General features: G+C 73.8%; 24 protein-coding genes. 11 read left to right on the plus strand and 13 right to left on the minus strand.

The features are described from left to right. Nucleotides 1–113: 113 nt before the first annotated feature. From ACFVXK_RS11455 to ACFVXK_RS11465, 3 genes are all read right to left on the minus strand, one after another. Nucleotides 114–782 carry a PadR family transcriptional regulator gene (locus ACFVXK_RS11455; protein ID WP_389611287.1) on the minus strand — a complete coding sequence of 223 codons (669 nt, stop codon included), beginning with the start codon at nucleotides 780–782 and terminating at the stop codon, nucleotides 114–116. Nucleotides 783–842: 60 nt separating this feature from the next. Continuing rightward, entirely contained in the window at nucleotides 843–1,340 is a 498-nt protein-coding gene (locus ACFVXK_RS11460; protein ID WP_389611288.1) for a hypothetical protein, read from the minus strand. 164 nt (nucleotides 1,341–1,504) lie between these two features. Beyond that, complete coding sequence (locus tag ACFVXK_RS11465) at nucleotides 1,505–3,187, minus strand: protein kinase (RefSeq protein WP_389611289.1); 1,683 nt, start codon at nucleotides 3,185–3,187, stop codon at nucleotides 1,505–1,507. Between the two features lie 225 nt (nucleotides 3,188–3,412). On the opposite strand from ACFVXK_RS11465, the gene ACFVXK_RS11470 reads away from it, so the two are divergent. After that, the gene (locus ACFVXK_RS11470; RefSeq protein WP_389611290.1) at nucleotides 3,413–5,026 is read left to right on the plus strand and encodes a protein kinase; all 1,614 of its coding nucleotides are present in this window, start codon (nucleotides 3,413–3,415) and stop codon (nucleotides 5,024–5,026) included. Here the strand turns inward: ACFVXK_RS11470 and ACFVXK_RS11475 are convergent. Both ACFVXK_RS11475 and ACFVXK_RS11480 read right to left on the minus strand, forming a co-directional pair. Beyond that, nucleotides 5,023–5,475: a pyridoxamine 5'-phosphate oxidase family protein gene (locus tag ACFVXK_RS11475; RefSeq protein ID WP_389611291.1), complete on the minus strand. Its 453-nt coding sequence runs from the start codon at nucleotides 5,473–5,475 to the stop codon at nucleotides 5,023–5,025. The genes ACFVXK_RS11470 and ACFVXK_RS11475 overlap by 4 nt on opposite strands. A gap of 285 nt (nucleotides 5,476–5,760) precedes the next feature. After that, complete coding sequence (locus tag ACFVXK_RS11480) at nucleotides 5,761–6,420, minus strand: response regulator transcription factor (protein ID WP_045950154.1); 660 nt, start codon at nucleotides 6,418–6,420, stop codon at nucleotides 5,761–5,763. 325 nt (nucleotides 6,421–6,745) lie between these two features. Here ACFVXK_RS11480 and pdhA point away from each other — a divergent pair, with 325 nt between their 5' ends. The 6 genes from pdhA (at nucleotide 6,746) to ACFVXK_RS11510 (ending at nucleotide 12,862) form a co-directional block, all read left to right on the plus strand. Beyond that, nucleotides 6,746–7,960, plus strand: coding sequence for a pyruvate dehydrogenase (acetyl-transferring) E1 component subunit alpha (pdhA, locus tag ACFVXK_RS11485; protein WP_389611292.1), 1,215 nt, complete (start codon nucleotides 6,746–6,748; stop codon nucleotides 7,958–7,960). After that, nucleotides 7,960–8,940 (plus strand): alpha-ketoacid dehydrogenase subunit beta, encoded by a 981-nt coding sequence (locus tag ACFVXK_RS11490; protein WP_389611293.1) that lies wholly within the window; start codon nucleotides 7,960–7,962, stop codon nucleotides 8,938–8,940. The genes pdhA and ACFVXK_RS11490 overlap by 1 nt, the downstream gene beginning before the upstream one ends. 13 nt (nucleotides 8,941–8,953) lie before the next feature. Continuing rightward, the gene (locus ACFVXK_RS11495) at nucleotides 8,954–10,444 is read left to right on the plus strand and encodes a dihydrolipoamide acetyltransferase family protein (RefSeq protein WP_389611294.1); all 1,491 of its coding nucleotides are present in this window, start codon (nucleotides 8,954–8,956) and stop codon (nucleotides 10,442–10,444) included. A gap of 115 nt (nucleotides 10,445–10,559) precedes the next feature. Next, nucleotides 10,560–11,507 (plus strand): GNAT family N-acetyltransferase, encoded by a 948-nt coding sequence (locus tag ACFVXK_RS11500; protein WP_389611295.1) that lies wholly within the window; start codon nucleotides 10,560–10,562, stop codon nucleotides 11,505–11,507. Nucleotides 11,508–11,525: 18 nt separating this feature from the next. After that, the gene (locus tag ACFVXK_RS11505) at nucleotides 11,526–12,290 is read left to right on the plus strand and encodes a hypothetical protein (protein WP_389611296.1); all 765 of its coding nucleotides are present in this window, start codon (nucleotides 11,526–11,528) and stop codon (nucleotides 12,288–12,290) included. Nucleotides 12,291–12,331: 41 nt separating this feature from the next. Next, complete coding sequence (locus ACFVXK_RS11510) at nucleotides 12,332–12,862, plus strand: YcxB family protein (RefSeq protein ID WP_389611297.1); 531 nt, start codon at nucleotides 12,332–12,334, stop codon at nucleotides 12,860–12,862. Between the two features lie 7 nt (nucleotides 12,863–12,869). On the opposite strand, the gene ACFVXK_RS11515 is transcribed toward ACFVXK_RS11510, so the two are convergent. Continuing rightward, on the minus strand, nucleotides 12,870–13,565 hold the full coding sequence (locus ACFVXK_RS11515; RefSeq protein ID WP_389611298.1) for a TetR/AcrR family transcriptional regulator: 696 nt from the start codon (nucleotides 13,563–13,565) through the stop codon (nucleotides 12,870–12,872). A gap of 186 nt (nucleotides 13,566–13,751) precedes the next feature. On the opposite strand from ACFVXK_RS11515, the gene ACFVXK_RS11520 reads away from it, so the two are divergent. Next, nucleotides 13,752–15,167, plus strand: coding sequence for a DHA2 family efflux MFS transporter permease subunit (locus ACFVXK_RS11520; protein ID WP_389611299.1), 1,416 nt, complete (start codon nucleotides 13,752–13,754; stop codon nucleotides 15,165–15,167). A 6-nt stretch (nucleotides 15,168–15,173) separates the two neighbouring features. Here ACFVXK_RS11520 and ACFVXK_RS11525 read toward each other — a convergent pair whose 3' ends face one another. The 4 genes from ACFVXK_RS11525 to ACFVXK_RS11540 form a co-directional block, all read right to left on the minus strand. After that, nucleotides 15,174–16,328, minus strand: coding sequence for a hypothetical protein (locus tag ACFVXK_RS11525; RefSeq protein ID WP_389611300.1), 1,155 nt, complete (start codon nucleotides 16,326–16,328; stop codon nucleotides 15,174–15,176). Nucleotides 16,329–16,462: 134 nt separating this feature from the next. Further along, nucleotides 16,463–16,876 (minus strand): PPOX class F420-dependent oxidoreductase, encoded by a 414-nt coding sequence (locus ACFVXK_RS11530; protein WP_389611301.1) that lies wholly within the window; start codon nucleotides 16,874–16,876, stop codon nucleotides 16,463–16,465. A 74-nt stretch (nucleotides 16,877–16,950) separates the two neighbouring features. Further along, nucleotides 16,951–18,156 (minus strand): DUF1266 domain-containing protein, encoded by a 1,206-nt coding sequence (locus ACFVXK_RS11535; RefSeq protein ID WP_389611302.1) that lies wholly within the window; start codon nucleotides 18,154–18,156, stop codon nucleotides 16,951–16,953. Nucleotides 18,157–18,181: 25 nt separating this feature from the next. Continuing rightward, nucleotides 18,182–18,607 (minus strand): ATP-binding protein, encoded by a 426-nt coding sequence (locus tag ACFVXK_RS11540; RefSeq protein WP_389611303.1) that lies wholly within the window; start codon nucleotides 18,605–18,607, stop codon nucleotides 18,182–18,184. Nucleotides 18,608–18,618: 11 nt separating this feature from the next. Between ACFVXK_RS11540 and ACFVXK_RS11545 the strand changes: the two genes are divergently transcribed. Together ACFVXK_RS11545 and ACFVXK_RS11550 are read left to right on the plus strand one after the other, a co-directional pair. Next, entirely contained in the window at nucleotides 18,619–18,885 is a 267-nt protein-coding gene (locus ACFVXK_RS11545) for a Scr1 family TA system antitoxin-like transcriptional regulator (RefSeq protein ID WP_389611333.1), read from the plus strand. Between the two features lie 3 nt (nucleotides 18,886–18,888). Next, on the plus strand, nucleotides 18,889–19,071 hold the full coding sequence (locus tag ACFVXK_RS11550; RefSeq protein ID WP_389611304.1) for a DUF397 domain-containing protein: 183 nt from the start codon (nucleotides 18,889–18,891) through the stop codon (nucleotides 19,069–19,071). 36 nt (nucleotides 19,072–19,107) lie between these two features. Here ACFVXK_RS11550 and ACFVXK_RS11555 read toward each other — a convergent pair whose 3' ends face one another. From ACFVXK_RS11555 to ACFVXK_RS11565, 3 genes are read right to left on the minus strand one after another with little or no spacing between them, the layout of a single operon-like run. Further along, nucleotides 19,108–20,346: an MFS transporter gene (locus ACFVXK_RS11555; RefSeq protein ID WP_389611305.1), complete on the minus strand. Its 1,239-nt coding sequence runs from the start codon at nucleotides 20,344–20,346 to the stop codon at nucleotides 19,108–19,110. A 48-nt stretch (nucleotides 20,347–20,394) separates the two neighbouring features. Then, nucleotides 20,395–21,093, minus strand: coding sequence for a hypothetical protein (locus ACFVXK_RS11560; RefSeq protein ID WP_389611306.1), 699 nt, complete (start codon nucleotides 21,091–21,093; stop codon nucleotides 20,395–20,397). A gap of 34 nt (nucleotides 21,094–21,127) precedes the next feature. After that, on the minus strand, nucleotides 21,128–21,439 hold the full coding sequence (locus tag ACFVXK_RS11565; RefSeq protein WP_389611307.1) for a hypothetical protein: 312 nt from the start codon (nucleotides 21,437–21,439) through the stop codon (nucleotides 21,128–21,130). 164 nt (nucleotides 21,440–21,603) lie between these two features. Between ACFVXK_RS11565 and ACFVXK_RS11570 the strand changes: the two genes are divergently transcribed. After that, complete coding sequence (locus tag ACFVXK_RS11570) at nucleotides 21,604–22,824, plus strand: FAD-dependent monooxygenase (RefSeq protein ID WP_389611308.1); 1,221 nt, start codon at nucleotides 21,604–21,606, stop codon at nucleotides 22,822–22,824. Nucleotides 22,825–22,890 lie beyond the last annotated feature (66 nt).

A 22,890-nucleotide genomic window follows, 5' to 3' on the forward strand; every position in this document is an offset into this window, starting at 1 on the left:
GTCCCGGGTGCTCCGAGTGCCCCGGGTATCCCGGGCGGTTCGGCCGGTTCGGCTGGTTCGGGTGGGAGCTGTGCTGCTGGTCGGGCATGAAGGGTCCCCCTTGGAAGGGTCGTTCAGCCCCGCCGCGTGCGGGGGGCGGGGCCGGTGGTGCCGGTGGTCGGGCCGGTCGCGGCCGCCGGGGGCGGCGTGGCGGCGTCGTCGGCCGCGGGCGCGGCCGGCGGGCCGGCGACCGCGCCGAGGGCGGCCAGCCGGACGAGCCGGGCCTCGGAGTGGTCGAGCCAGCGGGCCTCGGCCTCGGTCTGGAAGATCAGCTGTTCCAGGACCAGCAGCCAGGCCACGTCGTCGCGCTCGTTGGCCCGCCCGCTCTCGATGGCGGCCAGGGCCTGGGCCTTGAGCCGGGTGTAGTCCTGCATCGCCCCGATCGTGGCGTGCCGCTGGGACTGGATGACGGCGCGGATGTCCACGCCGGGGGCCCCGACGGCCATGGCGAGCTTGATGGCCAGTTCGTCGCGGGGCGGGTTGGTGCGGTCCACCGGGCGCTCGTACCAGGCGCGCAGTTCGGAGCGGCCGGTGTCGGTGATGGCGTAGAGGGTGTGCCCGGCGGTGTCCTCGCCGCCGGGTGCGACGAGCCCGTCGCGTTCGAGACGGGCCAGGGTGGTGTAAACCTGCCCGACGTTGAGGGGCCAGGTGGAGCCGGTGCGGGATTCGAACTCGGTGCGCAGCTGGGAGCCGTAGCGGGGGCCCCGTTCCAGCAGCGCGAGAAGGCCGTGACGGATCGACATACTCAGTATGTATACATGGACATACTCAGTATGTATACCGAGTATGTCGATCGCGGTCGCCTATCGGCCCCGGCGCAGCCGTACGCCCATGTACCCCAGCCCCACGCCCATCAGGGCCAGTCCGGTGCCCAGCGGCAGCAGGTGGGCGGCCAGGTCGGCGACCCGTTCGTTCGGTTCGGTGCCCAGCGCCGAGACGGGGGCGCCGCGGCTCGGCGAGGGGCTCGGCGGGGCGGTGGGCCGCTGGTCGGTGCCGGGCTCCCGGCGGTCCGGGTGCGGGGCCGGCCGGACCGGGTGCACGGGCCGGGAGACGGCCGTCAGCTCGGGGTCGGCCGGGGCGTTCGCGGGCCGCCCCGGGTGCTCCCGCCCGACCCCTCCGGCACTGCCGGCGAGCTCCTCGTAGGCCTCTTCGGGTACGGGATCGTCCTGGTCGGTGTCGGCGCGCACCGCGGTGAGGGGCGGGCGGGCGGAGGTCGCCCCGGCGGGTGCGGTGACCAGCAGCGCGGCGGCCGCCAGTGCGGCTCCGGCCGTCCAGTGCGGGGCGCGGAGGCGTCGGTTCACGGGGTGCCCCTCCCGTTCCGTGCGGCCGGGGCGCCGTGGGGTCGGGGCGCCGCCCTCAGCTTGGCACAGGGGGACAAAACGGGCATCCCGGGACACCCGTCAGGGTGCCCCGGGATGCCCGGGAGTTGAACGGCCGTCCGAGCGGCCCCCTGAGGCGCCGTCCGCTACGACGGATCGCCGGTCGAGACGATCAGCGTGAACTCGGTGCCGTCCTTGGCCACGTCCGTGCCCGCCTCGGGCAGCTGCTCCAGGACGGTGTCCTGGCCGTAGACGGTCTCGTCGCGCTCGGTGATCTTGTACTTCCAGCCGGCCGCCTGGATGCACTGCTTGATCGACAGCACGTTCTTGTACCGGAAGTCGGGGGCCACGACCTTCGTCGCGTCCCGGTAGGACTTCGTCGGGCTCTTGCACTTCTCCGCGTCGATGGTGCGCGAGGGGTCCGGCCCCTTGTGCCCCGCCACCGCCGAGGAGGACGCCGAGGACGAGGCACCGGGGCTCGCCGTCTTGTCCTTGTCCGGGTCGTCGCCCCCCATGTTCAGCACGGCGATCAGCCCGCCGATGGCCACCAGGGCCACCACGATCGCGCCGACCACCACCGGCGTGTTCTTCTTCCCGCCGCCCGAGGACGCCGCCGGAGCGGGCGCCGGGTTGGGCGAGATGGTGAACGGCGGCGGCGTCGACGGCCCGTACTGCTGCTGGTGCTGCGGCTGCTGGTGCTGCGGCGCCTGAGCCGTGGGCGGGTACGCGTAACCCGGCTGCTGCTGCGTCGCAGCGGGCTGCGCGTACGGGGACGGCGCCGGGGTCGGCGGGCTCTGGTAGGGCTGCTGGAGCGAGTGCGGCGGCGGTGCCTGGAAGCCGGCGTCCACCGGCGGGAACACCGTCGAGCCCACGCCCGCGCCGCTGCCGCCCGTGGTCGCGCCCGGGACGATCGCCGGCGCGCCGGTGTGGCCGGCCGACATGATCCGCATGATCTCGTCCCGCATGGCCGCGGCCGTCGGGAAGCGCTCGTTCGGGTTCTTCTTCAGCGCCCGCGCCACCAGCGCGTCCATCGCCGGGGTGATCGACCGGTTGACGGTGGACGGAGCCACCGGCTCCTCCTGGACGTGCGCGTACGCGATCGCCAGCGGGGAGTCGGCGTCGAAGGGGATGCGGCCCGTCAGCAGCTGGAACAGCATGATGCCGACCGAGTACAGGTCGGAGCGGGCGTCCACGCCGCGCCCCAGCGCCTGCTCCGGCGACAGGTACTGCGGGGTGCCGACGACCATGCCGGTCTGCGTCATCGAGGTGACCCCCGACTGCATGGCCCGGGCGATGCCGAAGTCCATGACCTTGACCACGCCGCGCTTGGTCATCATCACGTTGCCGGGCTTGATGTCGCGGTGGACCAGGCCCATCTCGTGGCTGGTCTCCAGCGCGGCCAGCACGTCGGCCGTCACCTTCAGCGCCTTGTCCGCCGGCATCGCCCCGTACTGCTGCACGTCGGCGTCGAGGACGGAGCCGAGCGGCCGGCCCTCCACGTACTCCATGACGATGTACGGCATGACCGCCTCGTCGCCGCCGCCGGCGCCGAAGGTGACGGTTCCCTCACCCGTGTCGAAGACCGAGACGATGTTGGTGTGCGACAGTTTCGCAACAGCCTGCGCCTCGCGCCGGAAGCGCTCGCGGAAGGACGCCTCGCGCCCCAGCTCGCTGTGGAGCGTCTTGATGGCGACCTGGCGGTCGAGGGCCGAGTCGTACGCGAGGTAGACCGAGGCCATGCCCCCCTCGCCCAGCAAATCCCTTAGCTGGTAACGGCCACCGGCCAGGGAGCCGCCTGCGTACCGGCCCTGTGTGCCGTCCTGGCTCATGACTGTTGCTTCCCCTCGGGCTCTGTTGCTACGCGTCCGGCTGAGCGCATGTCGCGCCCAGTCTGCCGGAGGGCAAGCACACGTCAAGCCGGTGCCCGCTGCGTGACCACGGGCCTACGCGGTGTCCGTAGCCGAACGGTGACGGGTTCGGAGGCTGTAGCGTTCACCGGAGCACCCGAAGAGGCCCACCGCTAGAGCGGACGAGAGAGACGACGGCGAGGACTGATGGCACCCGAACCCGAGGGAAACGGCGCCGGGATGGCCGACGGTCCTGAGCACTGGGGCGCGGGCGGCCTCGTGGGGGACGGCCGTTACCGGCTGACCCACCGCCTGGGCCGCGGCGGCATGGCGGAGGTCTTCGCCGCCGAGGACGTCCGGCTGGGCCGCACCGTGGCCGTGAAGCTGCTGCGCGCCGACCTGGCCGAGGACCCGGTGTCCAAGGCCCGCTTCACCCGTGAGGCACAGTCGGTCGCCGGGCTGAACCACCACGCCGTCGTCGCCGTGTACGACTCCGGCGAGGACCGGGTCGGCCCGAACGTCGTCCCGTACATCGTGATGGAGCTGGTCGAGGGCCGCACCATCCGCGAGCTGCTGCTCAGCGCGGAGGCCCCGGGGCCCGACCAGGCGCTCATCATCGTCTCGGGCGTGCTGGAAGCCCTCGCGTACTCGCACCAGCACGGCATCGTGCACCGCGACATCAAGCCCGCGAACGTGATCATCACCAACGCCGGCGCGGTGAAGGTGATGGACTTCGGCATCGCCCGCGCCCTGCACGGCGCGCAGTCCACGATGACCCAGACCGGCATGGTCATGGGCACCCCGCAGTACCTCTCGCCGGAACAGGCCCTCGGCAAGGCCGTCGACCACCGCAGCGACCTGTACGCGACGGGCTGCCTGCTCTACGAACTCCTCGCGCTGCGGCCCCCCTTCACCGGCGAGACCCCGCTGTCGGTGGTCTACCAGCACGTCCAGGACGCGCCGGTGCCGCCCTCGCAGCTGCCCGAGGGCCACCACATCCCGCAGGAACTCGACGGCCTCGTCATGCGGTCGCTCGCCAAGGACCCGGACGACCGGTTCCAGAGCGCCGAGGAGATGCGCGGGCTCGTCCAGTACGCCCTCCAGATGCTCCAGGACCAGGGCCCGAACACCGGCACCTGGAACACCGGCCCGGTCGTCATGGCGCTCCCGCACGGACAGCCCGGCGGCGCGCCGACCTCGATGATGCCCGCGGGCGGCAACGGCGGCCCCCACACCCCGTACCCCTCGCACCACACCACCTCGCAGTTCCAGCAGCCGATGGTGCCCCCGCTGAACCCGGACGACGGCACCGCCTTCCCCGGCGGCGGGCACGGCCACGGCGCCGGCCCGGGCGGCCACGGCGGGTACGACGGCTACGACGGGTACGACAACCACTCCGGCGGCGGGAAGTGGAAGGTCTGGCTGTTCGCGCTGCTCGCGGTGCTGGCCATCGCCGGCGGCGTGGCCTTCGCCATCAAGACCGGCAACCTCGGCGGTGGCGGCGGAGCCAAGCCGAAGTCCAGTGTCAGCAGCCCCGGGCCGAGCCAGAGCAGCAGCGACTCGCAGGAGACGCCGTCGACCTCGTCGAGCCCGGAGACGGGCCGCTCGCACGACGAGGACACCTTCACGCCCGCCCCGAGCCGCAGCAAGTACACCCCGAGCACCCCCGTGTCGCCCTCCTCGGGCGGCTCGACGAGCCCGGAGACCAAGGGCCCGACGACCCCGCCGACGAAGACCCCGACGGGGGAGCCGCCGACCAACAAGCCGACCCCGCCCAGCGGGGGCGGCGGCAGCCCGGCCGGCGCCGAGGGCGCCGACTAGCGGTGCGTAGGTGAAGGGGCCCGGCGGAATTCCCATTCCGCCGGGCCCTTTTCCCGTTCGTTCCGCGCCCCGAGGGTATGCACGGTGACCAGTTGGGGTTCGATCCGCATGTAGACCGGGTCGAACACCTCCCCGTCCACGAAATGCGGCGCCGGACCGAAGAGTTCCAGTTCGGCGGTGGTCGGCTCGGTGAGCTCCGCCGTGCCCGTGACCTGCACGGACCACAGTCGGGGCGCGCCCGAATTGACGTTGTCGGCCCCGTAGGAGACCACGCTTCCGTTACAGGCGTGGTGATAGCCGAAACCGGCGTGCATTCTCAGGACGATCCGGCCGTCCACCACGATGTGGCGGGCGACGGCGAGGAACGGGAGCGCGCGCATGCTGGTGGCGACCCGGCCGTACGGCACACGGCGCAGCAACTCGACGGCGTGTATTTCCTCCGGTGACATGCGACCACTCTCGGCCCCCGACACCCGGTCGGGAAAGAGGATCCCGCCCCGATCACCGGGGACGTTGGTCCCGAATCGAACCATGTGCGGCGGGGAAGCGGGCGGCCACGGGACGTCATCCCCGAAGGCCGCCCGTCCGCCGCCCGCAGTCCGCCCGTCCGCCGCCCGCAGTCCGCCCGAAAGCCGACTCGAACGTCGCTCGGCACCCCGTCGACGTCCACTCGGCTCCCGCTCGTGACGCGTTCGAACGGGGTTGCGCCCCGCTCGGTGCCGGGTCGAGCGCGGCTAGCGCTTCTCCGCCTGGAGCCGGGCGACGTACGCCGCGGCCTGGGAGCGGCGCTCCATGCCCAGCTTCGACAGCAGGCTGGAGACGTAGTTCTTGATGGTCTTCTCGGCCAGGTGCAGCCGCTCGCCGATGACCCGGTTGGTCAGGCCCTCGCCGATCAGGTCGAGGATCTTGCGCTCCTGCTCGGTGAGGTTCGCGAGCCGGTCGTCGCCCTTGCCGTTCTTGCCGTCGCGCAGCCGCTCCAGCACCCGCGCGGTCGCCACCGGGTCCAGCAGCGACTTGCCGGCCGCCACGTCGCGCACCGCGCTGAGCAGCTCGTTCCCCCGGATGGCCTTGAGGACGTAGCCCGAGGCGCCCGCCATGATCGCGTCGAACAGCGCCTCGTCGTCGGCGAACGAGGTGAGCATCAGGCACTTGATGTCCTCGTCCTGCGAGCGGACCTCGCGGCACACCTCGACACCGCTGCCGTCCGGCAGGCGCACGTCGAGGACGGCCACGTCGGGGCGGGTCGCCGGGATGCGGACCAGGGCGTCCGCGGCGGTACCGGCCTCACCGACGATCTCGATGTCCTCTTCAACCGACAAAAGCTCATGAACGCCCCGACGTACTACTTCGTGGTCGTCCAGGAGAAATACCTTGATTTTTCCGTTTTCGCGCACAAGCTCATCTTCACACACTCACCTCTTCCCTGCCGGAGTTACCCGGGATAACGTGCCGTTGTTCCGGCCCCCTGCAAGGCTGTGACCAGTGGTTGTTCCCGAAGCGGCCGATTTACTTGGATATCCAAGCAAAATCGCAGGTCAAACGGGGTTTCGCAGTTATGCGTCGCACTGGGTAACGTGCTGTGCGCAGGGCACTCGCCGGGGCACCTGTCACGCCTGAATCCGAAACGCGCCGTGCACCCACCCCGTGTACGGGTACGGATACAGGTGAGCCGCACTGGTCCCCGGAGAACCCGGGTGCCGGACCGACGGAGGAGCACACGTGACCGTGGAGAGCACTGCCGCGCGCAAGCCGCGACGCAGCAGCGGCACCAAGCGGGCGGCAGGCGCGGCGAGCGCCCGCAAGACCGCCGCTGCCACCGCACAGCCGCACGACGCCGAGCCTCAGCTCGTACAACTGCTGACGCCCGAGGGCGAACGGGTCGAGGTCGACAACCACCCCGAGGTGGCAGAGTTCGCGGCCTTCGTCGCGGACGTCACCACCGAGGACCTGCGCGGCCTGTACCGCGACATGGTCCTGACCCGCCGCTTCGACGGCGAGGCGACCGCCCTCCAGCGCCAGGGCGAGCTGGGCCTGTGGGCCTCGCTGCTCGGCCAGGAAGCGGCCCAGATCGGCTCCGGCCGGGCACTCCGCGACGACGACTACGTCTTCCCGACCTACCGCGAGCACGGCGTGGCCTGGTGCCGCGGCGTCGACCCGACGAACCTGCTCGGCATGTTCCGCGGCGTGAACCACGGCGGCTGGGACCCGAACACCAACAACTTCCACCTCTACACGATCGTCATCGGCTCGCAGACGCTGCACGCGACCGGTTACGCGATGGGCGTGGCCAAGGACGGCGCGGACTCCGCGGTCATCGCCTACTTCGGCGACGGCGCGTCCAGCCAGGGCGACGTGATGGAGGCCTTCAACTTCTCCGCGGTCTACAACTCCCCCGTGGTGTTCTTCTGCCAGAACAACCAGTGGGCGATCTCCGAGCCGACCGAGCGCCAGATGCGCGTGCCGCTCTACCAGCGCGCCCAGGGCTTCGGCTTCCCCGGCATCCGCGTCGACGGCAACGACGTCCTCGCCTGCCTGGCCGTCACCCGCTGGGCGCTGGACCGCGCCCGCCGCGGCGAGGGCCCGGCCCTGATCGAGGCGTTCACGTACCGCATGGGCGCCCACACCACCTCCGACGACCCGACGAAGTACCGCGCGGACGAGGAGACGGCGGCCTGGGAGGCGAAGGACCCGATCCTGCGCCTGAAGGCCCACCTGCTGGCCTCCGGGGGCGCCGACGAGGCGTTCTTCGAGGAGCTGGAGGCGGAGAGCGAGACCCTCGGCAAGCGGGTCCGCGAGGTCGTGCGCGCCATGCCCGACCCGGACACCATGGCGATCTTCGAGAACGTCTACGCGGACGGGCACGCGCTCGTCGACGAGGAGCGCGCCCAGTTCGCCGCCTACCTCGCATCCTTCGAGGCCGAGGAGGGTCACTGATGGCCATCGAGAAGATGTCGATCGCGAAGGCGCTCAACGAGTCCCTGCGCAAGGCCATGGACACCGACCCCAAGGTCCTGATCATGGGCGAGGACGTCGGCAAGCTGGGCGGTGTCTTCCGCATCACCGACGGGCTGCAGAAGGACTTCGGCGAGGAGCGGGTCATCGACACCCCGCTCGCCGAGTCCGGCATCGTCGGCACCGCCATCGGCCTGGCCCTGCGCGGCTACCGGCCGGTCGTGGAGATCCAGTTCGACGGGTTCGTCTTCCCCGCCTACGACCAGATCGTCACGCAGCTCGCGAAGATGCACGCCCGCGCCCTCGGCAAGATCAAGCTGCCGGTCGTCGTGCGCATCCCCTACGGCGGCGCGATCGGCGCGGTCGAGCACCACAGCGAGTCCCCCGAGACGCTGTTCGCGCACGTCCCGGGCCTGAAGGTGGTCTCCCCGTCGAACGCCAGCGACGCCTACTGGATGCTCCAGCAGGCGATCCTCAGCGACGACCCGGTGATCTTCTTCGAGCCGAAGCGCCGCTACTGGGACAAGGGCGAGGTCGACACCGACGCCATCCCCGGCGAGCTGCACAAGGCGCGGGTGCTCCGCGAGGGCGCCGACCTCACCCTGGCCGCGTACGGCCCGATGGTGAAGGTCTGCCTGGAGGCGGCCGCCGCGGCCGCCGAGGAGGGCAAGTCGGTCGAGGTCCTGGACCTGCGCTCGATGTCCCCGATCGACTTCGACGGGATCCAGGCCTCGGTGGAGAAGACCCGCCGGCTGGTCGTGGTCCACGAGGCCCCGGTCTTCCTCGGCACCGGTTCCGAGATCGCCGCCCGCATCACGGAGCGGTGCTTCTACCACCTGGAGGCGCCGGTGCTGCGCGTCGGAGGCTTCCACGCCCCGTACCCGCCGGCCCGCCTGGAGGACGAGTACCTGCCCGGCCTGGACCGCGTGCTCGACGCCGTCGACCGCTCGCTGGCGTTCTGAGGAGAGCCGCGTCATGACGATCCGCGAATTCAAGATGCCCGACGTGGGCGAGGGCCTGACCGAGGCCGAGATCCTCAAGTGGTACGTCCAGCCGGGTGACACGGTCACCGACGGGCAGGTCGTCTGCGAGGTGGAGACGGCGAAGGCGGCCGTCGAGCTGCCGATCCCCTTCGACGGAGTGGTGCACGCGCTGATCTTCGAGGAGGGCGTGACGGTCGACGTCGGCCAGGTGATCATCTCCGTACAGACCGGTGGCGCCGGTGGCGCCGAGGAGCCCGCCGCGGCGGGTGTCCAGGCCTCCGCCGAGGTCACCGAGGCGGCCGCCGTCGCCGCGGCTCCGGCCGCCCCGGCCGAGGAGCCCGCCGCCCGCCAGCCGGTGCTCGTGGGCTACGGGGTCTCCCAGTCCTCCACGAAGCGCCGCCCGCGCAAGGCGGTGGCGGGTGCCCCCGTCGCCGCGGCTCCCGCCGCGCCCGTCGCTCCGGCCCCGGTCGTGCCCGCTCCGGCGGTGCCCGCTCCGGCGGTGCAGAACGGCACCGCGTACGCCAACGGCAACGGCGTCGCCACCGCCGAGCGGCCGCTCGCCAAGCCCCCCGTGCGCAAGCTCGCCAAGGACCTCGGCATCGACCTGGCCTCGGTGGTCCCCACCGGTGACGGCGGTGTCGTGACCCGCGAGGACGTGCACGCCGCCGCCGCGGCCGCGCTCGCCCCGCAGACCCCCGTCCAGGTCCCGGCCCCGGCCGCGGCCCCCGCGCCCGTCCAGGCCGCGGCCGAGCCGGTCCCGGCCGTCGCCGCGGCGCCGGGCGCGCGGGAGACCCGCATCCCGGTCAAGGGTGTCCGCAAGGTCACCGCCCAGGCCATGGTCGGCTCCGCCTTCACCGCGCCGCACGTCACCGAGTTCATCACCCTCGACGTGACGCGCACGATGAAGCTGGTCCAGGAGCTCAAGGACGACCCGGACCTCGCCGGCCTCCGGATCAACCCGCTGCTCCTGATCGCCAAGGCGGTCCTCGTCGCCATCCGCCGCAACCCGGACGTCAACGCGTCCTGGGACGAGGCGGCCCAGGAGATCGTGCTCAAGCACTACGTCAACCTGGGCATCGCGGCGGCCACCCCGCGCGGCCTGATCGTCCCGAACATCAAGGACGCCCACGCCAAGACCCTGGCCGAGCTGTCGACCTCGCTGTCGGACCTGGTGGGCACCGCCCGCGAGGGCAAGACCTCCCCGGCCGACATGCAGAACGGCACCATCACCATCACCAACGTCGGCGTCTTCGGCGTCGACACCGGTACGCCCATCCTGAACCCCGGCGAGTCCGCGATCCTCGCGGTCGGCGCGATCAAGCTCCAGCCGTGGGTCCACAAGGGCAAGGTGAAGCCGCGCCAGGTCACCACCCTCGCCCTGTCGTTCGACCACCGCCTGATCGACGGCGAGCTGGGCTCCAAGTTCCTCGCGGACATCGCGGCGGTCCTGGAGCACCCGCGCCGGCTGGTCACCTGGTCGTAGCGGCACCCGCAGCACCGTCCGGCGGCCGGTCCCCCCTTCCGGGAGGGCCGGCCGTCGGCGTTCCGCCGGGAAAACCCGTGGCCCGGGGAGCCGCAGCGGGGCGATCATCGGCCCGATGAGATTCCGTACCGCCCTCGACGACCCCGCCGCCCTCGACCGGGCCCTGGCCTTCCCGGCCGACGGGCCGCTCGGCCCGCTCGCCCCGCTCCCCGCCGACCGCGTCCGCGAGGAGTTCGCGGCCCACCGCTTCCGGCCCGAGTGGACCTGGTCCGCCGAGGACGGGGACGGGCGGGTGCTGGCCCGCGCCCTGTGGTGGGGCCGCGCCGACAGCGAGCGGCCGGTCGCCCTCGACTGCCTCCAGGTCCGGGCCGACGTCGCCGACCCGGCCGCCCTGGCCGCCGCCCTGCTGGGCGCCGGCCACGCCGCCTTCGGCAAGCGCCCCGGCTACCACCTGTCCCTGCCCCGGGGCTGGCGCGCGGACCAGGCCCTCGCCGGGGCGGTCGCCTGGCGTCGGGAGGCCGCCTCCCGGGCCGGGCTGACCCGGGAGATCGAGCGCCTGCGCTACGAGTGGACGCCGCAGGCCGGGACGGCCGCCCCCACCGGGAGGCTCGTCTTCCGTGAAGGCACCGACGAGGAGTTCCTCGACGCCTTCGTCCGGCTCTCGCGCGGCAGCCTCGACCTGGCCACCCGCCACGAGCTGGAGTCGACGACGGAGGAGGAACTCGCCCGCGAGGACCTCGCGTTCTACCGCGACTGCCCCGGCGAACGCTCCTGGTGGCGCCTCGCCCACCTCCCCGACGGCACCCTGGCCGGGCTGGCGGTCCCCTCCGCAACCCCGTACCACCGCAACGTCGGCTACCTGGGCGTGGTCCCCGAACTGCGCGGCCGGGGCCTGATCGACGAGGTCCTCGCCGAGATCACCCGCTTCCACGCCGCCGCGGGCGCGGACCGGGTCACGGCCACCACCGACACCGTCAACCTCCCGATGGCCGCCGCCTTCGACCGGGCCGGCTACGAGGTCACCGAGCTCCGCCTCGTCCTGGAGGCCCCGCCCGGCGGCTGAGGCGGTAGCCTCCCGGCCATGCCCATCGCCGAGTTGCAGGTGTATTCCGTGGAGGAGGCCGACGGCAGCGGCGGGGTCTGCCTCGTCCGGTGCGTCGGCGGCACGGCCCGGTCCGGGCAGGTGTACGCGGCGGGGGAGTCGCGGGTCTGGCTGCGGGACATAGAGCGGTACGGGCGCACGGTCGACTCCTTCGCGGCCGGCCACACCGCCCGGGTCCGCCTCGCCGGGGTGGTGGTCGCGCTGCTCAGCCGGGGCCAGGTGCTGACCGCCGTGCCGCCCGACGGGCACGGCCTCGCGGAACTGGAGGCCTGGCTGGCCACCGTTCCCCCGCTCGCGGACGAACCCCTGCCGCGGACCCTGCGCTCGCTGGCGGTCGGGGGGATGCGGGACGAGCGGCTGCCGGACGGGGCGCGGCTGCGCTGGGGCCGGGTGGCCCTGGCGGCGGCGTACCGGTGCGCGGCGGCGGAGGGGGCGTCCGACCTGGTGCGGGGGATCGAGCTGGCCTTCGTACGGGCCTACCTGCTGCGGGAGTTCGGACCGGGCCCGGGCGGTGACCCGGCCGCCCTGGGGCGGGAGGCGCTCGCGCTGGTCGACCTCACGCCGGCGGAGGCGGCCGCGCGGGCCCGCGCGTGGCGCGAGCTGCCCCGGGAGGGGATCCTGCACCTGAGGCGGCTCAAGAGCCTCCTGCGGTGGGCGGGCGCGGCCCGGCCGTACCTGGCGCCGGGGGACCCCCTCGCGCGGGCGTTGGAGGCCTGGTCACAGGTGGGCAGACAGCTGCCCTGAGATCTTTTCCGGCCACTGTGGCTCGTATACGCTCCGCTCCCATGCAGACAGGCGGGGACACCAGCGGCACCACCACCATCGAGTTCGTGTACGACCCGACGCCGGAGGACTACCGGACGGCGTTCTGGCGGTTCCACTTCGCCACCTGGCCCGGCCGGGGCAGCCTCGTGACCGGGCCGGTGGTGGGTCTGGGGCTGGGCAGTCTGATCTGCTGGCTCAGGGGCTTCTCGCCGACCGCGACGGCCTTCGTCCTGGTCTCCGTGACGCTCTCGCTGTGCGTGATCACCCCCCGGGTCGGCGCCCGCAAGGCGCGCGAGCAGTACGAGGACATGGAGGCCTACGGGACCTGCCGGACGACGGTCGCCGAGGACGGCCTGACCACCACCGGCGGGGAGCTGAGCAGCACCCTCGAATGGCGCGTGTTCCCCCGGTACTTCGAGACCGACACCCTCTTCGTGATCACGACGAAGCGGACCGGCATCTTCTTCGCCCTGCCCAAGCGGGGCGCCCAGGACCCCGCCGACGTCGACCGGGTCCGGGCCGTCCTCGACCGGAACCTCACGCGGCTGTGACGACCGCTCAGCGGGCCCGGTAGGCCCGTACGAAGGACGCCGCCCCGCCCAGGACGACGCGGTCGGTCTGCGCCCGCGACAGGGGCAGCACCCCGTAGTGGGAGAGCTGGGCGACCGAGGTGGTGGTCAGTGCCGTGAAGTGGGCGGCCGCCAGCTCCGCGTCTCCGTGCAGGTCGAGCAGTCCGGCCCGCTCCAGGTCCGCCAGTGCGCCGGCGAGGGCCTCGGCGACCGGGCCGGAGCCCGCGGCCTTCCAGGCGGCCAGCACCTCGGGCGGCACGTGGTCGGCCTCGGCGTGGATGTGGCGCACCAGGGCGAAGTGGTCGGGGTGCTCCACCATCACGTCGATCAGCGCCCGGGCGAGGGCGGCCAGCTCCCGTTCCAGGTCGTCCGGGTGCGGCGGTCGGGCGGGGTCCAGCAGGGTGCGCACGACGGCCACGTGCGCGTCGCGGACTTCGCCCGAGCTCCAGGTGACGACGGCCCGGAAGAGTTCCGACTTGCCGCCGGGGAAGTGGTTGTAGAGCGTCCGCGTCGAGACGCCGGCCGCCGCGGCGAGGGCGTCGACGGAGGCGCGGGCGTACCCGTCGCGGCCGAACAGGGTGCAGGCCGCGCGCGCGAGGGCCATCCGCTTGGCCAGCTTCCGGGGCGGGAGCGGCGCGTCCGCGGTCCCCTCCGGTACGCGGCCCGGGGCCTGACCGTCCATCATGCCTCCAGCGGCTCTCGAGTCACCCTCTACAACGGCCATTGTGCGCATTACAACGGTCGTTGTACTTTACCGGGAGGGCGCAAAAACCAACCGTGTGGTCCGATTCTGAAAACGAACCACGCGGTCTGTTTTTGAAAACCGACCACATGGTCTGGTTTCCGGTTTCCGAGGGAGGGACGTCGCACGATGCCGACCACACCCACCGCCGAGGACTCCCCCGCGGCGTTAGGGGCGGCGCCCGGGCAGCTCGGGCGCATCCTCACGGTCGTGATCACCGGCGCCGTCATGTCCGTCCTCGACATGACGATCGTCAACGTGGCCCTCGACAGGCTCTCCGGGTCCTTCGGGTCCCCGTTGGAGACCATCCAGTGGACCGCCACCGCCTACACCCTGGCGCTGGCGGCCGTCATCCCGGCGGCCGCCTGGGCGATGGGCCGGATCGGGGCCAAGCGCACCTACCTGACGGCCCTGTCCCTGTTCACCCTCGGCTCCCTGCTCGCGGCCTGCGCGTGGGATGCCGGCAGCCTGATCGCCTTCCGCGCCGTCCAGGGGCTCGGCGGCGGACTGCTCATGCCGGTCGGCATGACGATGGTGATGCGGGCCGCCGACCGCGACCGGCTGGGGCGCGCCATGGCCCTGCTGGGGCTGCCCGTGCTGGTCGGCCCGGTGGCCGGGCCGGTGCTGGGCGGCTGGCTGATCGACACCGCCTCCTGGCGGTGGATCTTCCTCGTCAACCTGCCCGTCGGAGCGGCCGCCCTGATACTCGCGGCGAAGCTGCTGCGCCCGGATTCCCCCCCGGGTGCGGCGGCTTCGCCGCGACTCGACCTCCCGGGACTGCTGAGCCTCTCCCCGGGCCTCGCGCTGCTCCTGTACGGACTGTCCCGGGGCGGTGGCGGCGGCGCGTTCCTCTCCGCCGGGGTGCTGCTCCCGCTGCTCGGCGGGGCCGTCCTCGTGGCGGCCTTCGTCCGGCGCGCGCTGCGGGTGCCGGAGCCCCTGCTCGACCTGCGGCTGCTGCGCGACCGCACCTTCGCCGCCGCCATCGGCACCCTCGCGCCTTTCACCTGCGGCTACTTCGGCTCGATGCTGCTGGCCCCGGTGTACTGGCAGCAGGCGCGCGGGCTGAGCGCGAGCGCGGCGGGGCTGCTGGTGGCGCCCGTCGGGCTCGTCGTCGGGACGACCATGCAGATCGCGTCCCGGCGCGTGGACCGGGTCGCCCCGCGCCGGCTGATCCCCGCCGGGGTGGCGGTGGCGGCCCTCGGCATGCTGCTCACGGGGCTGCGGACCGGCGCCGAGGGGGTGGCGGGGTGGCAGGTCGTGGGCTCGCTGATGCTGATGGGCGTCGGCGCCGGGATGGTGCTGATGCCGACCATGACCACCGCCGGCCGGAACCTGCCCGCCGCCCGCATGGCGGCGGCGAGCACGGCCCTCAGCATCAACTCCCAGCTGTGCGCCTCGGTCGGCACGGCCCTGACCTCGGTGGTCCTGGGCGCGGCGGGCACCACCCCGGCCGGCTTCCGCACCGCGTACGCGGTCGCGGCGGTCCTCCTGGCCCTGTCCCTGCTCCCGGCCCTGCGGCTGCCGGGGCGGCGGCGGGGGGCGTAGGGCGGGTCAGCGGAGGCCCTTCTTCTGGAGCATGCGCTCCAGCCCGGGGGTCAGGCGGTAGGGCGGCCTGTGGTGCCCGGCGGGCGCCGTCTTCCGGAGAGGTGCGGGGAGCGTCTTCGCCGGGGCCGGAAGCGTCGTGTGGCCGGAGCCCCGGCTCGGGAGGGCCTGGACACGGCCGACGGAGCTCGTCAGCAACTCCGTGAACCAGACGTTCCGGTCTGCTCCGGTGGCGATCCTGAAGGCGACCTTGTCCGCCGCCGCCGGGCCCGGGACGTCGTACTGGGTGATCGCGCCGTCCCGGCTGATCCGGCCGATGCGTCCGGCCTGCTCGGTGAACCACATGTGTCCGTCCGGCCCGCGGGTGATGTCGTAGACCAGGTTGTCGGAGCCGGGCAGCGGAAAGAGCTTGGTCTCGCCCCGCCAGGAGATGCGCCCGACGGCGTTCAGCCCGTCCGCGGTGAACCACATCCCGCCGGGTCCGGCCGCGATGCCGGAGGGGAACGAGGAGTCGTTCGCGAGCGGGTACTCGGTGATCCGCCCGGTCGGGCCGATCCGGCCGATCTTGCCGGCGATCTGCTCGGTGAACCACACGGAGCCGTCGGGTGCGGCCGCGATGTAGTAGGGGAAGCTGTCCGGCGTGGGCACCGGGTATTCGGTCACCTTGCCGTCGGGCGTCATCCGGCCGATCGCGTTCGTCCCCGCCTCGGTGAACCACAAGGCGTGGTCGCCGCCGACCGCGATGTCCAAGGGGAAGCGGTCCGGGCCGGGCAGCGGGAACTCGGTGACCCGGCCCTTCGTCGTGATCCTGCCGATCTTGGAGGCGAGCCCCTCGGTGAACCACAGGGCGCGGCCGGGGCCCTGGGTGATGCCGCTGGGGAAACTGTCCGGGGTCGGCAGCGGGTACTCGGTGACGGCGCCGTCGTGCGTGACGCGGGCGATCCGGTTGACCTCGGACTCCGTGACCCACACCGCCCGGTCGGGGCCCGCCGTGAGGTCGGCGGGGAAGCTGTCCGGGGTGGTCAGCGGGAACTCGGTCACGTCCCCCACGTGCCCCGTCCCGGCCCGGGCCGGAGCGGTGGCGGCGGCGAAGGCGAGGAGCGCCCCCAGGGAGGCGGTGAGCAGTCTGCGCAGGCGTCGTCGGAACAGCGGCGGTCGCGGCATGGGCCGGGGCCCCTCTCGGTGGGCGGCAGACGGGCGGCATGGATCGGAATATCAGATTCCGATCCGGGTCCGGCCCACCGCCGCCGCGGCTCGCCCGCGAACCGCCCGCCTGCCGTAAGGGGGCAGGGCCGGTCTCAGCCCTTCGCCGCGTTGCCGAGCACCTTGGACGGGGTGATCCGCACGACCACGCGTACGGCCCCGTCGGCGGCGTCCCCGTATTCCTTGCCGGCGCCCGGACCCAGGTACTGCTCGGCGATCCGGACGGCGACGGCCCGGCCGGCGTCCTCGCTGATGGTGGCGGTGCCGCGGATCTCGGCGTACAGGTACGGGTTGGCCAGGTCGAACACGGTCAGACCGACCCGGCCGTCCCGGACGAGGTTCCGCTCCTTGCGGCGGCCGCGCTCGGTGGAGACCAGCAGGTCGTCGCCTTCGCGGATCACCCAGACCACGGAACTCTGCGGACTGCCGTCGGGGTTGAGGGTGGAGAGCACGGCGGGGTGCGGGGAGTCGAGCAGCTGCCGCACGGTGTCGTTCAGCGCAATCGTCATGCGCCCGAGGCTAGTTGGTCACGTGATCGGACCGCGCGGGTGCGTCCCGACGGCCCGGGACTACCCGAAGTCGGTCACTCCCAGGGGATGTTGAGGAAGGGGCTGGCCGGGTCGGTGGTCAGCGTGAGGTGGGTGGCGAGGGAGGACTCGTACCAGCTCCCGAACTCCTCCTCGTCGAAGTGCAGGCACCGGGCGAGCGCGTACCCGGCAGAGAACTCCGCCCACGAGCGGTACGCCCCCCGGGCCCGCTCGCCCGCGCGGAGCACGGCCCGCTCGGCGTCCTGGAGGGTGCCGTAGCGGCAGGCGACGCCCCAGCGGGCCATCTGCGAGGCCCGCCCGTAGTCCCACCCCTCGACCGAGCGCACCCAGCCGCCGGCCGGGAGCAGCCCGTCGGCGCGGAAGCGCTGCTCGTAGCGGGTGATCCGGCCGATGAGGCGCCGGACCCCGGCGATCTCGCCCTCGACCTCGGCGGCGGGGCGCGGCTCGGCCACGGTCACCCCGTCGGGGGTGAGGCGGGGCTGGGCGGACACCTCCGCGCTGCGGCGCAGGCTGGCCTCGGCGGCGTGGCGCCAGTGCTCGACGTCGACCGGGCCGGCGAAGTCGGAGGCGAGGACCCGGCGCACGCGGAGCGCGAACTCCCAGACGGGGCTCACGACGTCGGCGTTCAGCATCCGCTGGAGCACGCCCAGCCAGCCGGCGGCGTCGTCGATCTCCCACGAGGTGCGCAGGCGCTCGCGCTCGCGGGTGTAGCCGTTGCCGTGGTAGGCGAGGGCGTTCCAGAACTCGCCGTTGGCCACCGCCAGGTGCGCCCCGACGGCCAGGCCGCGGGCGACCGGGCCGTGCAGCGGGCCCCCGGTGTGCAGGGCGTGCACCGCGCCGGGGGCCAGGCCCCAGGCGGGGGCGGCGTCCCAGTGGGCGCGCCAGCGGGCGAGGTCGGCGGGGGTGGTGGTGAGGTAGGCCTCGACGGGGCTGCCGGGGTTCACGGCCAGGTGGGCGGGGTCCCGCTGGTCCCAGGCGTTGGCGAACCAGGCGAGGCTCTGGCGGAGGTACACGGTGTGCTCGTCGGGGGCGGGGAGCATGCCGCGGGTGTAGACGGCGAGGGTGTTGTCGGGGGCGCGGTGGAAGCGGGCCGCGCCGGGGTCGGCGTCGACCTGCGCCCGGGGCTGGGGCAGGAACAGCTCGGCCCGGGCGAGGGCGTCCAGGTAGGCGGCCCAGTCGCCGCGCGCCTTCGCCCCGTACAGCTCGCGCTCGATCACGCTCGGCGCCGTCCACTCGTCCACACGGGGACCCTATACGGGGGCCGGGTCAGGCCCCCTGGACGGGCCCCGGCAGGGCGCACTCGGCCCACACGGTCTTCCCCACCACCAGCCGCGAGGCCCCCCACCGCCGCGCGACACCGGCCACGACGGCCAGCCCCCGCCCGTACTGCTCCTCCTCGCCGGCCGCCCGCATCTCGGGCCACCGCTCACCCTTCGGATCGGTGACCGCGACACGGAGCACTGCTCCGTCGAGCCGCACCTCGACCCGCAGGTACCGGTCGCGCACGGCGCCGTGCAGCAGCGCGTTCGTGAACAGCTCGCTCGTCACGAGCGCCACGTCGGCGGCGACCCGCGGCTCCCCCCACGCCACGGCCATCCACGCCGCCCAGCGCCGGGCGGCAGGGACGGAGTCCTGGCGGGGCGGGTAGTTCCGTACGGCGGAACGGGCGAGGGCGTGGGGCTCGGTGTTCATGGCACCTCCTGATCCGGCGAGCAGCCGCACATCCACATTCAGGTGCTGCCGTTCCGTGCGGGAGCGCACCATGCGGCGGGCGGGCGTTCAACGTCATCTCGTTCGCCGAACCCGGGGCCTTGGACGTCGGCTATGCCGAAGGCACCGCGGCTACTGTGTGGGCAGAGGGGGCGGATGCCAGCAGGAAGTACACGCGGACGTTCGAGCGCGTGGCGCGCATGAGTCTCGCGCCGCAGGCGTCCCTCAACCTGATCGAAGAAATCAGCAGAGGTCTGTAGCCCGTGAACAACTTCGAGTTCAAGAAGTCCGGTTACAGCGAAGGTCAGATCGACTCGGACTGCGTCGAGGTCGCCACGAACGTGACCGGCAGGGTCGCCGTCCGGGACAGCAAGCGGGCGTCGGCCGACGCCCCCGTCATCCAGGTAGCCCCCACCGCGTGGGCGACCTTCACCAGGACCCGTTGAGCAACGGCGGGATCGCCGGGGCGGAGTCCTCGCGGCCTAGGCGGCGTCCGGGGTGCGCCGGTTGATGCGGTGGACGTCTCGGATGCAGAGGTTGAGGGCGGCTGCGGCCGCGATCAGGGTGGCGCAGGCCAGGAGGGTCGTGCGGGGGGTCCAGAGGTGGGAGGCCAGGGCCGTGACGAGGTAGCCGAGGGGGATGGCCAGGCGTTCTCCGATGCCGTTGAAGGCGCTCATGCGGCCCTGTTCCTCCTGCGGGACGTGCTGCTGGAACGCGGTGCTCCACGCGACGATCGCCACGTCGAGGCCGACCCCCGCCAGCAGGGCCGCCGCCAGGACGGCGGGCAGCGGCAGGGCGAGGGCCAGGGCGGCCAGGGGGAGCGCGAGGGCGCCGGTCGTGGCGACCGCGACCGTCAGGAGGCGGTACGGCCTCCAGCGCAGGCAGACCAGGGTGCCGGCCAGCAGGCCGCCGGAGAAGGCCGCCTGGACCAGGCCCCAGTCGCGTGCCCCGGCGTAGTCCCGGGCGGTGACCAGGGGGCCCAGGAGCTGGAAGCCCGCCAGCCAGGCGGCGACGACGACCGCCCCGGCGGCCGTGTACGTCCACAGCCAGGTACGGGAGCGGAAGCCGTCCCAGCCCGCCCGCAGGTCGGCCAGGACACCCGTGCGCGGGGTGGGCGGGGCCTCCAGGGAGAGGGTGAGGAGCAGGACGGCGGCGATGGCGAAGGTGAGGGCGTCCCAGGCCAGGGCCCAGGCCGCCCCGCTCGCGGCGACGACGAGGCCGCCCACGACCGGGGCCAGCACCTTGACGGCGTTGCCCGGCAGGCGCAGGAGCGCGTTGGCCTGCTGGAGGTGCTTCTGCGGGACGATCTGGGCGACGGCGCCCTGCGTGGCCGGGACGGTGAACGAGGCCGCGGTGCCCGAGACCAGGCCGCAGGCGGCCATGGAGAGGGTGGTCGCGTGACCCGTGGCCACGGTGACGGCGAGGGCGCCCTGGGCGCCGGCGGCGAGGAGGTTGCCGAGGAAGAGGATCCGGCTGCGGGAGAGGCGGTCGGCGAAGACCCCTCCGACCAGGAGGAACACGATCGTGGGGAGGGTGTTCACGGCGAGGACCAGGCCGAGGGAGCCGGCGCCGCCGCCCTGCTCGATGACGGAGTAGGCCAGGGCCAGGGGGGCCATGGCGGATCCCGCCGCCGAGATGAGGTTGGCCGAAACGAACCGCCGGAACGGCGGGACGCTCCACGGCGTACGGACGGTCTCCAACGGCTTTGCGGCGGTTTCCACGGTCTCCCCCTGGCTCGGTGCGGCGAGCACCCTACGGGCCGGGGGGAGTCAGCGCCCCAGGTTTTCGTGCCAGGCCAGCGTCACGGCGAGTTCGGCGCCGAACGCCTCGCAGCGTGCGAGCGCCTCCTCGCCGGCGGCGGTGTCCGGCAGGGCCGCGCCGGGAGGCAGGGCCGCCACGAGGTCGTGGCACGCGGCCTCGACGACGTGGTTGCGGGCCTCGTGGTAGCCGGTCCCGGTCCCGGTCCCGGTCCCGGTCCCGCCGGCGGGCAGCGCCGCGAGGTAGCGGGCGTGGGCGCGGCGGGCCGGGTGGTCCCACAGGCGGTCCGCGCTGCTCGTGTCGAGCGAGCGGGACAGGTCCCGGGCGAGGCGGACGATCCGCTCCGTCGCGTCCGGGCCCGGGTCGCCCGACGGGCGCCACGCCGACAGTTCGGCCAGGACCTCCAGCTGGACCTCGGCGAGCGTTCCGTCCGGCTCGCTCTCCGGGGGGTCCGTGAGGAACGGGGCCAGGCCGGCCACCGCCTCCGTCCAGGCCCCTGCGCCCGGGGCCGCGAGCATCGCCTCGAAGACCCGCTCCACGGCCGTGCGGTGGATCCCCCAGGCGGGATCCGTCCCGAGCACCAGGAGGGGGCCTCGCAGCCGCCACAGCGCCAGCAGGGCCGTGTGCCGCCGCTGGTCCGCGGTCATCGCCCCGCAGCGTGCCGCGAGCGCGTCGTCGTCCGGTGCGGCGGGTTCGTCGGGGAGGTGCATGGCCCGACCCTACGGCGGTGCGGCCGCCGCCGGGTCAGGCCGGGCCCACCTGGGCCGTGAGGTGCACCTCGACCTCGAAGACCGCGAGGGCCGGCTCGGCGCCCGCGTCGAGGAAGAGGCGGGGCGCCGGGGCGCCTCCCGGGGCGGTGCGTACGGTCTCCAGGGCCGCCCGGTCCCGCCACAGGGTCTGGATGCGCCAGTGGCCGTCCCGGCCGCGCAGCAGCTCCGTCCGTACCAGCCCGTCGGGCAGCGGGTGGCTCACGAGTTCCCGGTAGGCCGCGACGAGCCCCGCCTCCCGTTCTGCGGCGACGACCCCGCTGACCTCGCTCAACACCTGTCCGGTCATGGTCCTCATCTCCTCGCCCCTTCCACGCTACGCGCGCCCCGGCGGGACGGCGCCCCGGTCCGGGGTGGGGACGCGGTGGCCGGATCCGTCGCGTCGTACCGGTGCGGTGCGGGGGCGTCAGTAGGCTGGCGGGTCGGACAACTCGGCGGCAGGTGGAGGGCGTTGTGCGCGGTGGGAGTGTCGCGGTGGTCGGGGGGAGCATCGCGGGGTGTGCGTTCGCCTCGGCCGCGGTGCGGGCGGGGGCCCGGGAGGTCGTCGTGCTGGAGCGGACGCGCGGGCGGCTCGCGGACCGGGGGGTCGGGCTGTGCGTCCACGACGACCGGGCCGCGGAACTGGTCGCCGCCGGGGCGCTCCCGCCCGGGATCCCCGCGCACCGGCTGGAGCGGCGGCGGTGGGTGGTGCGGGACGGTTCGGCGGGGGCCGGGGGGCGGCTCATCTGGGAGCAGCCGTTCCCGTTCCACTCCTACCACTGGGGGCTGCTGTGGCGGGGGCTGCGGGAGGCGGTCCCGGGGGCGGTGGACTACCGGCAGGGGGTGGCCGTCGGGGCGGTCGAGGGGGACGGGGACGGGGTGCGCCTGCGGTTCGGGGACGGGGGCGGGGCCGGCGAGCGGTTCGACCTCGTCGTCGGGGCCGACGGGTACCGCTCGGTGGTGCGGGAGGCGGTGAGCCCGGGGGCGGCGCCGCACTACGCGGGATACGTGTGCTGGCGGGGGAACTTCGACGCCGCGCTGCTGGAGGGGCTGGAGGGGGCCCAGTCGTACCCCGAGGCCGTGACCACCGTCTGCTTCCCGGGCGGGAGTTGTGTGATCTACCGGATCCCCGGGCCGCAGGGGCTGCGGGTCAACTGGGTGCTCTACGCGGCGCCGCCGCAGGGAGCGGGGCTGCGGTTCGACGATCCGACGAGCTTCCCGCCGGGGGCCCTGGGGGAGGAACTCGCGGGGCATCTGCGGGCGTTGCTGGAGCGGGAGTTCCCGGAGTACTGGGGGCGGGCGCTGGCGCTGACGGCCCCGGCGGACACGTTCGTGCAGCCCATCTACGACCTGGTGACGGAGCCCGCGGCGGCGGGGCGGCTGCTGCTGGCCGGGGACGCCGCGAGCGTGGTGCGGCCGCACAACACGAGCGGGGCGGCGAAGGCCCTCCAGGACGCCACCGCGTTCGGTGCGGCGTGGGCGGGGGCGGGGTCCTGGGAGGAGCTCGTCGGCCGCTACCAGGCGGCGCGCGGCGGGGCCGGGCGGGAGCTGGTCGCGCTGGCGCGGCGGCTGGGGCGGGCGCAGGTGGAGGAGACGCCGGCGTGGGGGCGGATGAGCGCCGGTGAGGTGGCCGGGTGGTGGGAGGCGCAGCTGGCGGGGGCGGCGGGGATCGGGGGGCAGGCCATGTCCTCGTAGGGACGGGGGCGGGGCCGGGTTCGGTACGGTTCCGGGCGCGGGTGCCGTCCCGGGTGCGGGTGCGGG

The sequence above is a fragment of the Streptomyces sp. NPDC058157 genome, assembly GCF_042884105.1.
In the GTDB taxonomy this organism is placed as follows: domain Bacteria; phylum Actinomycetota; class Actinomycetes; order Streptomycetales; family Streptomycetaceae; genus Streptomyces.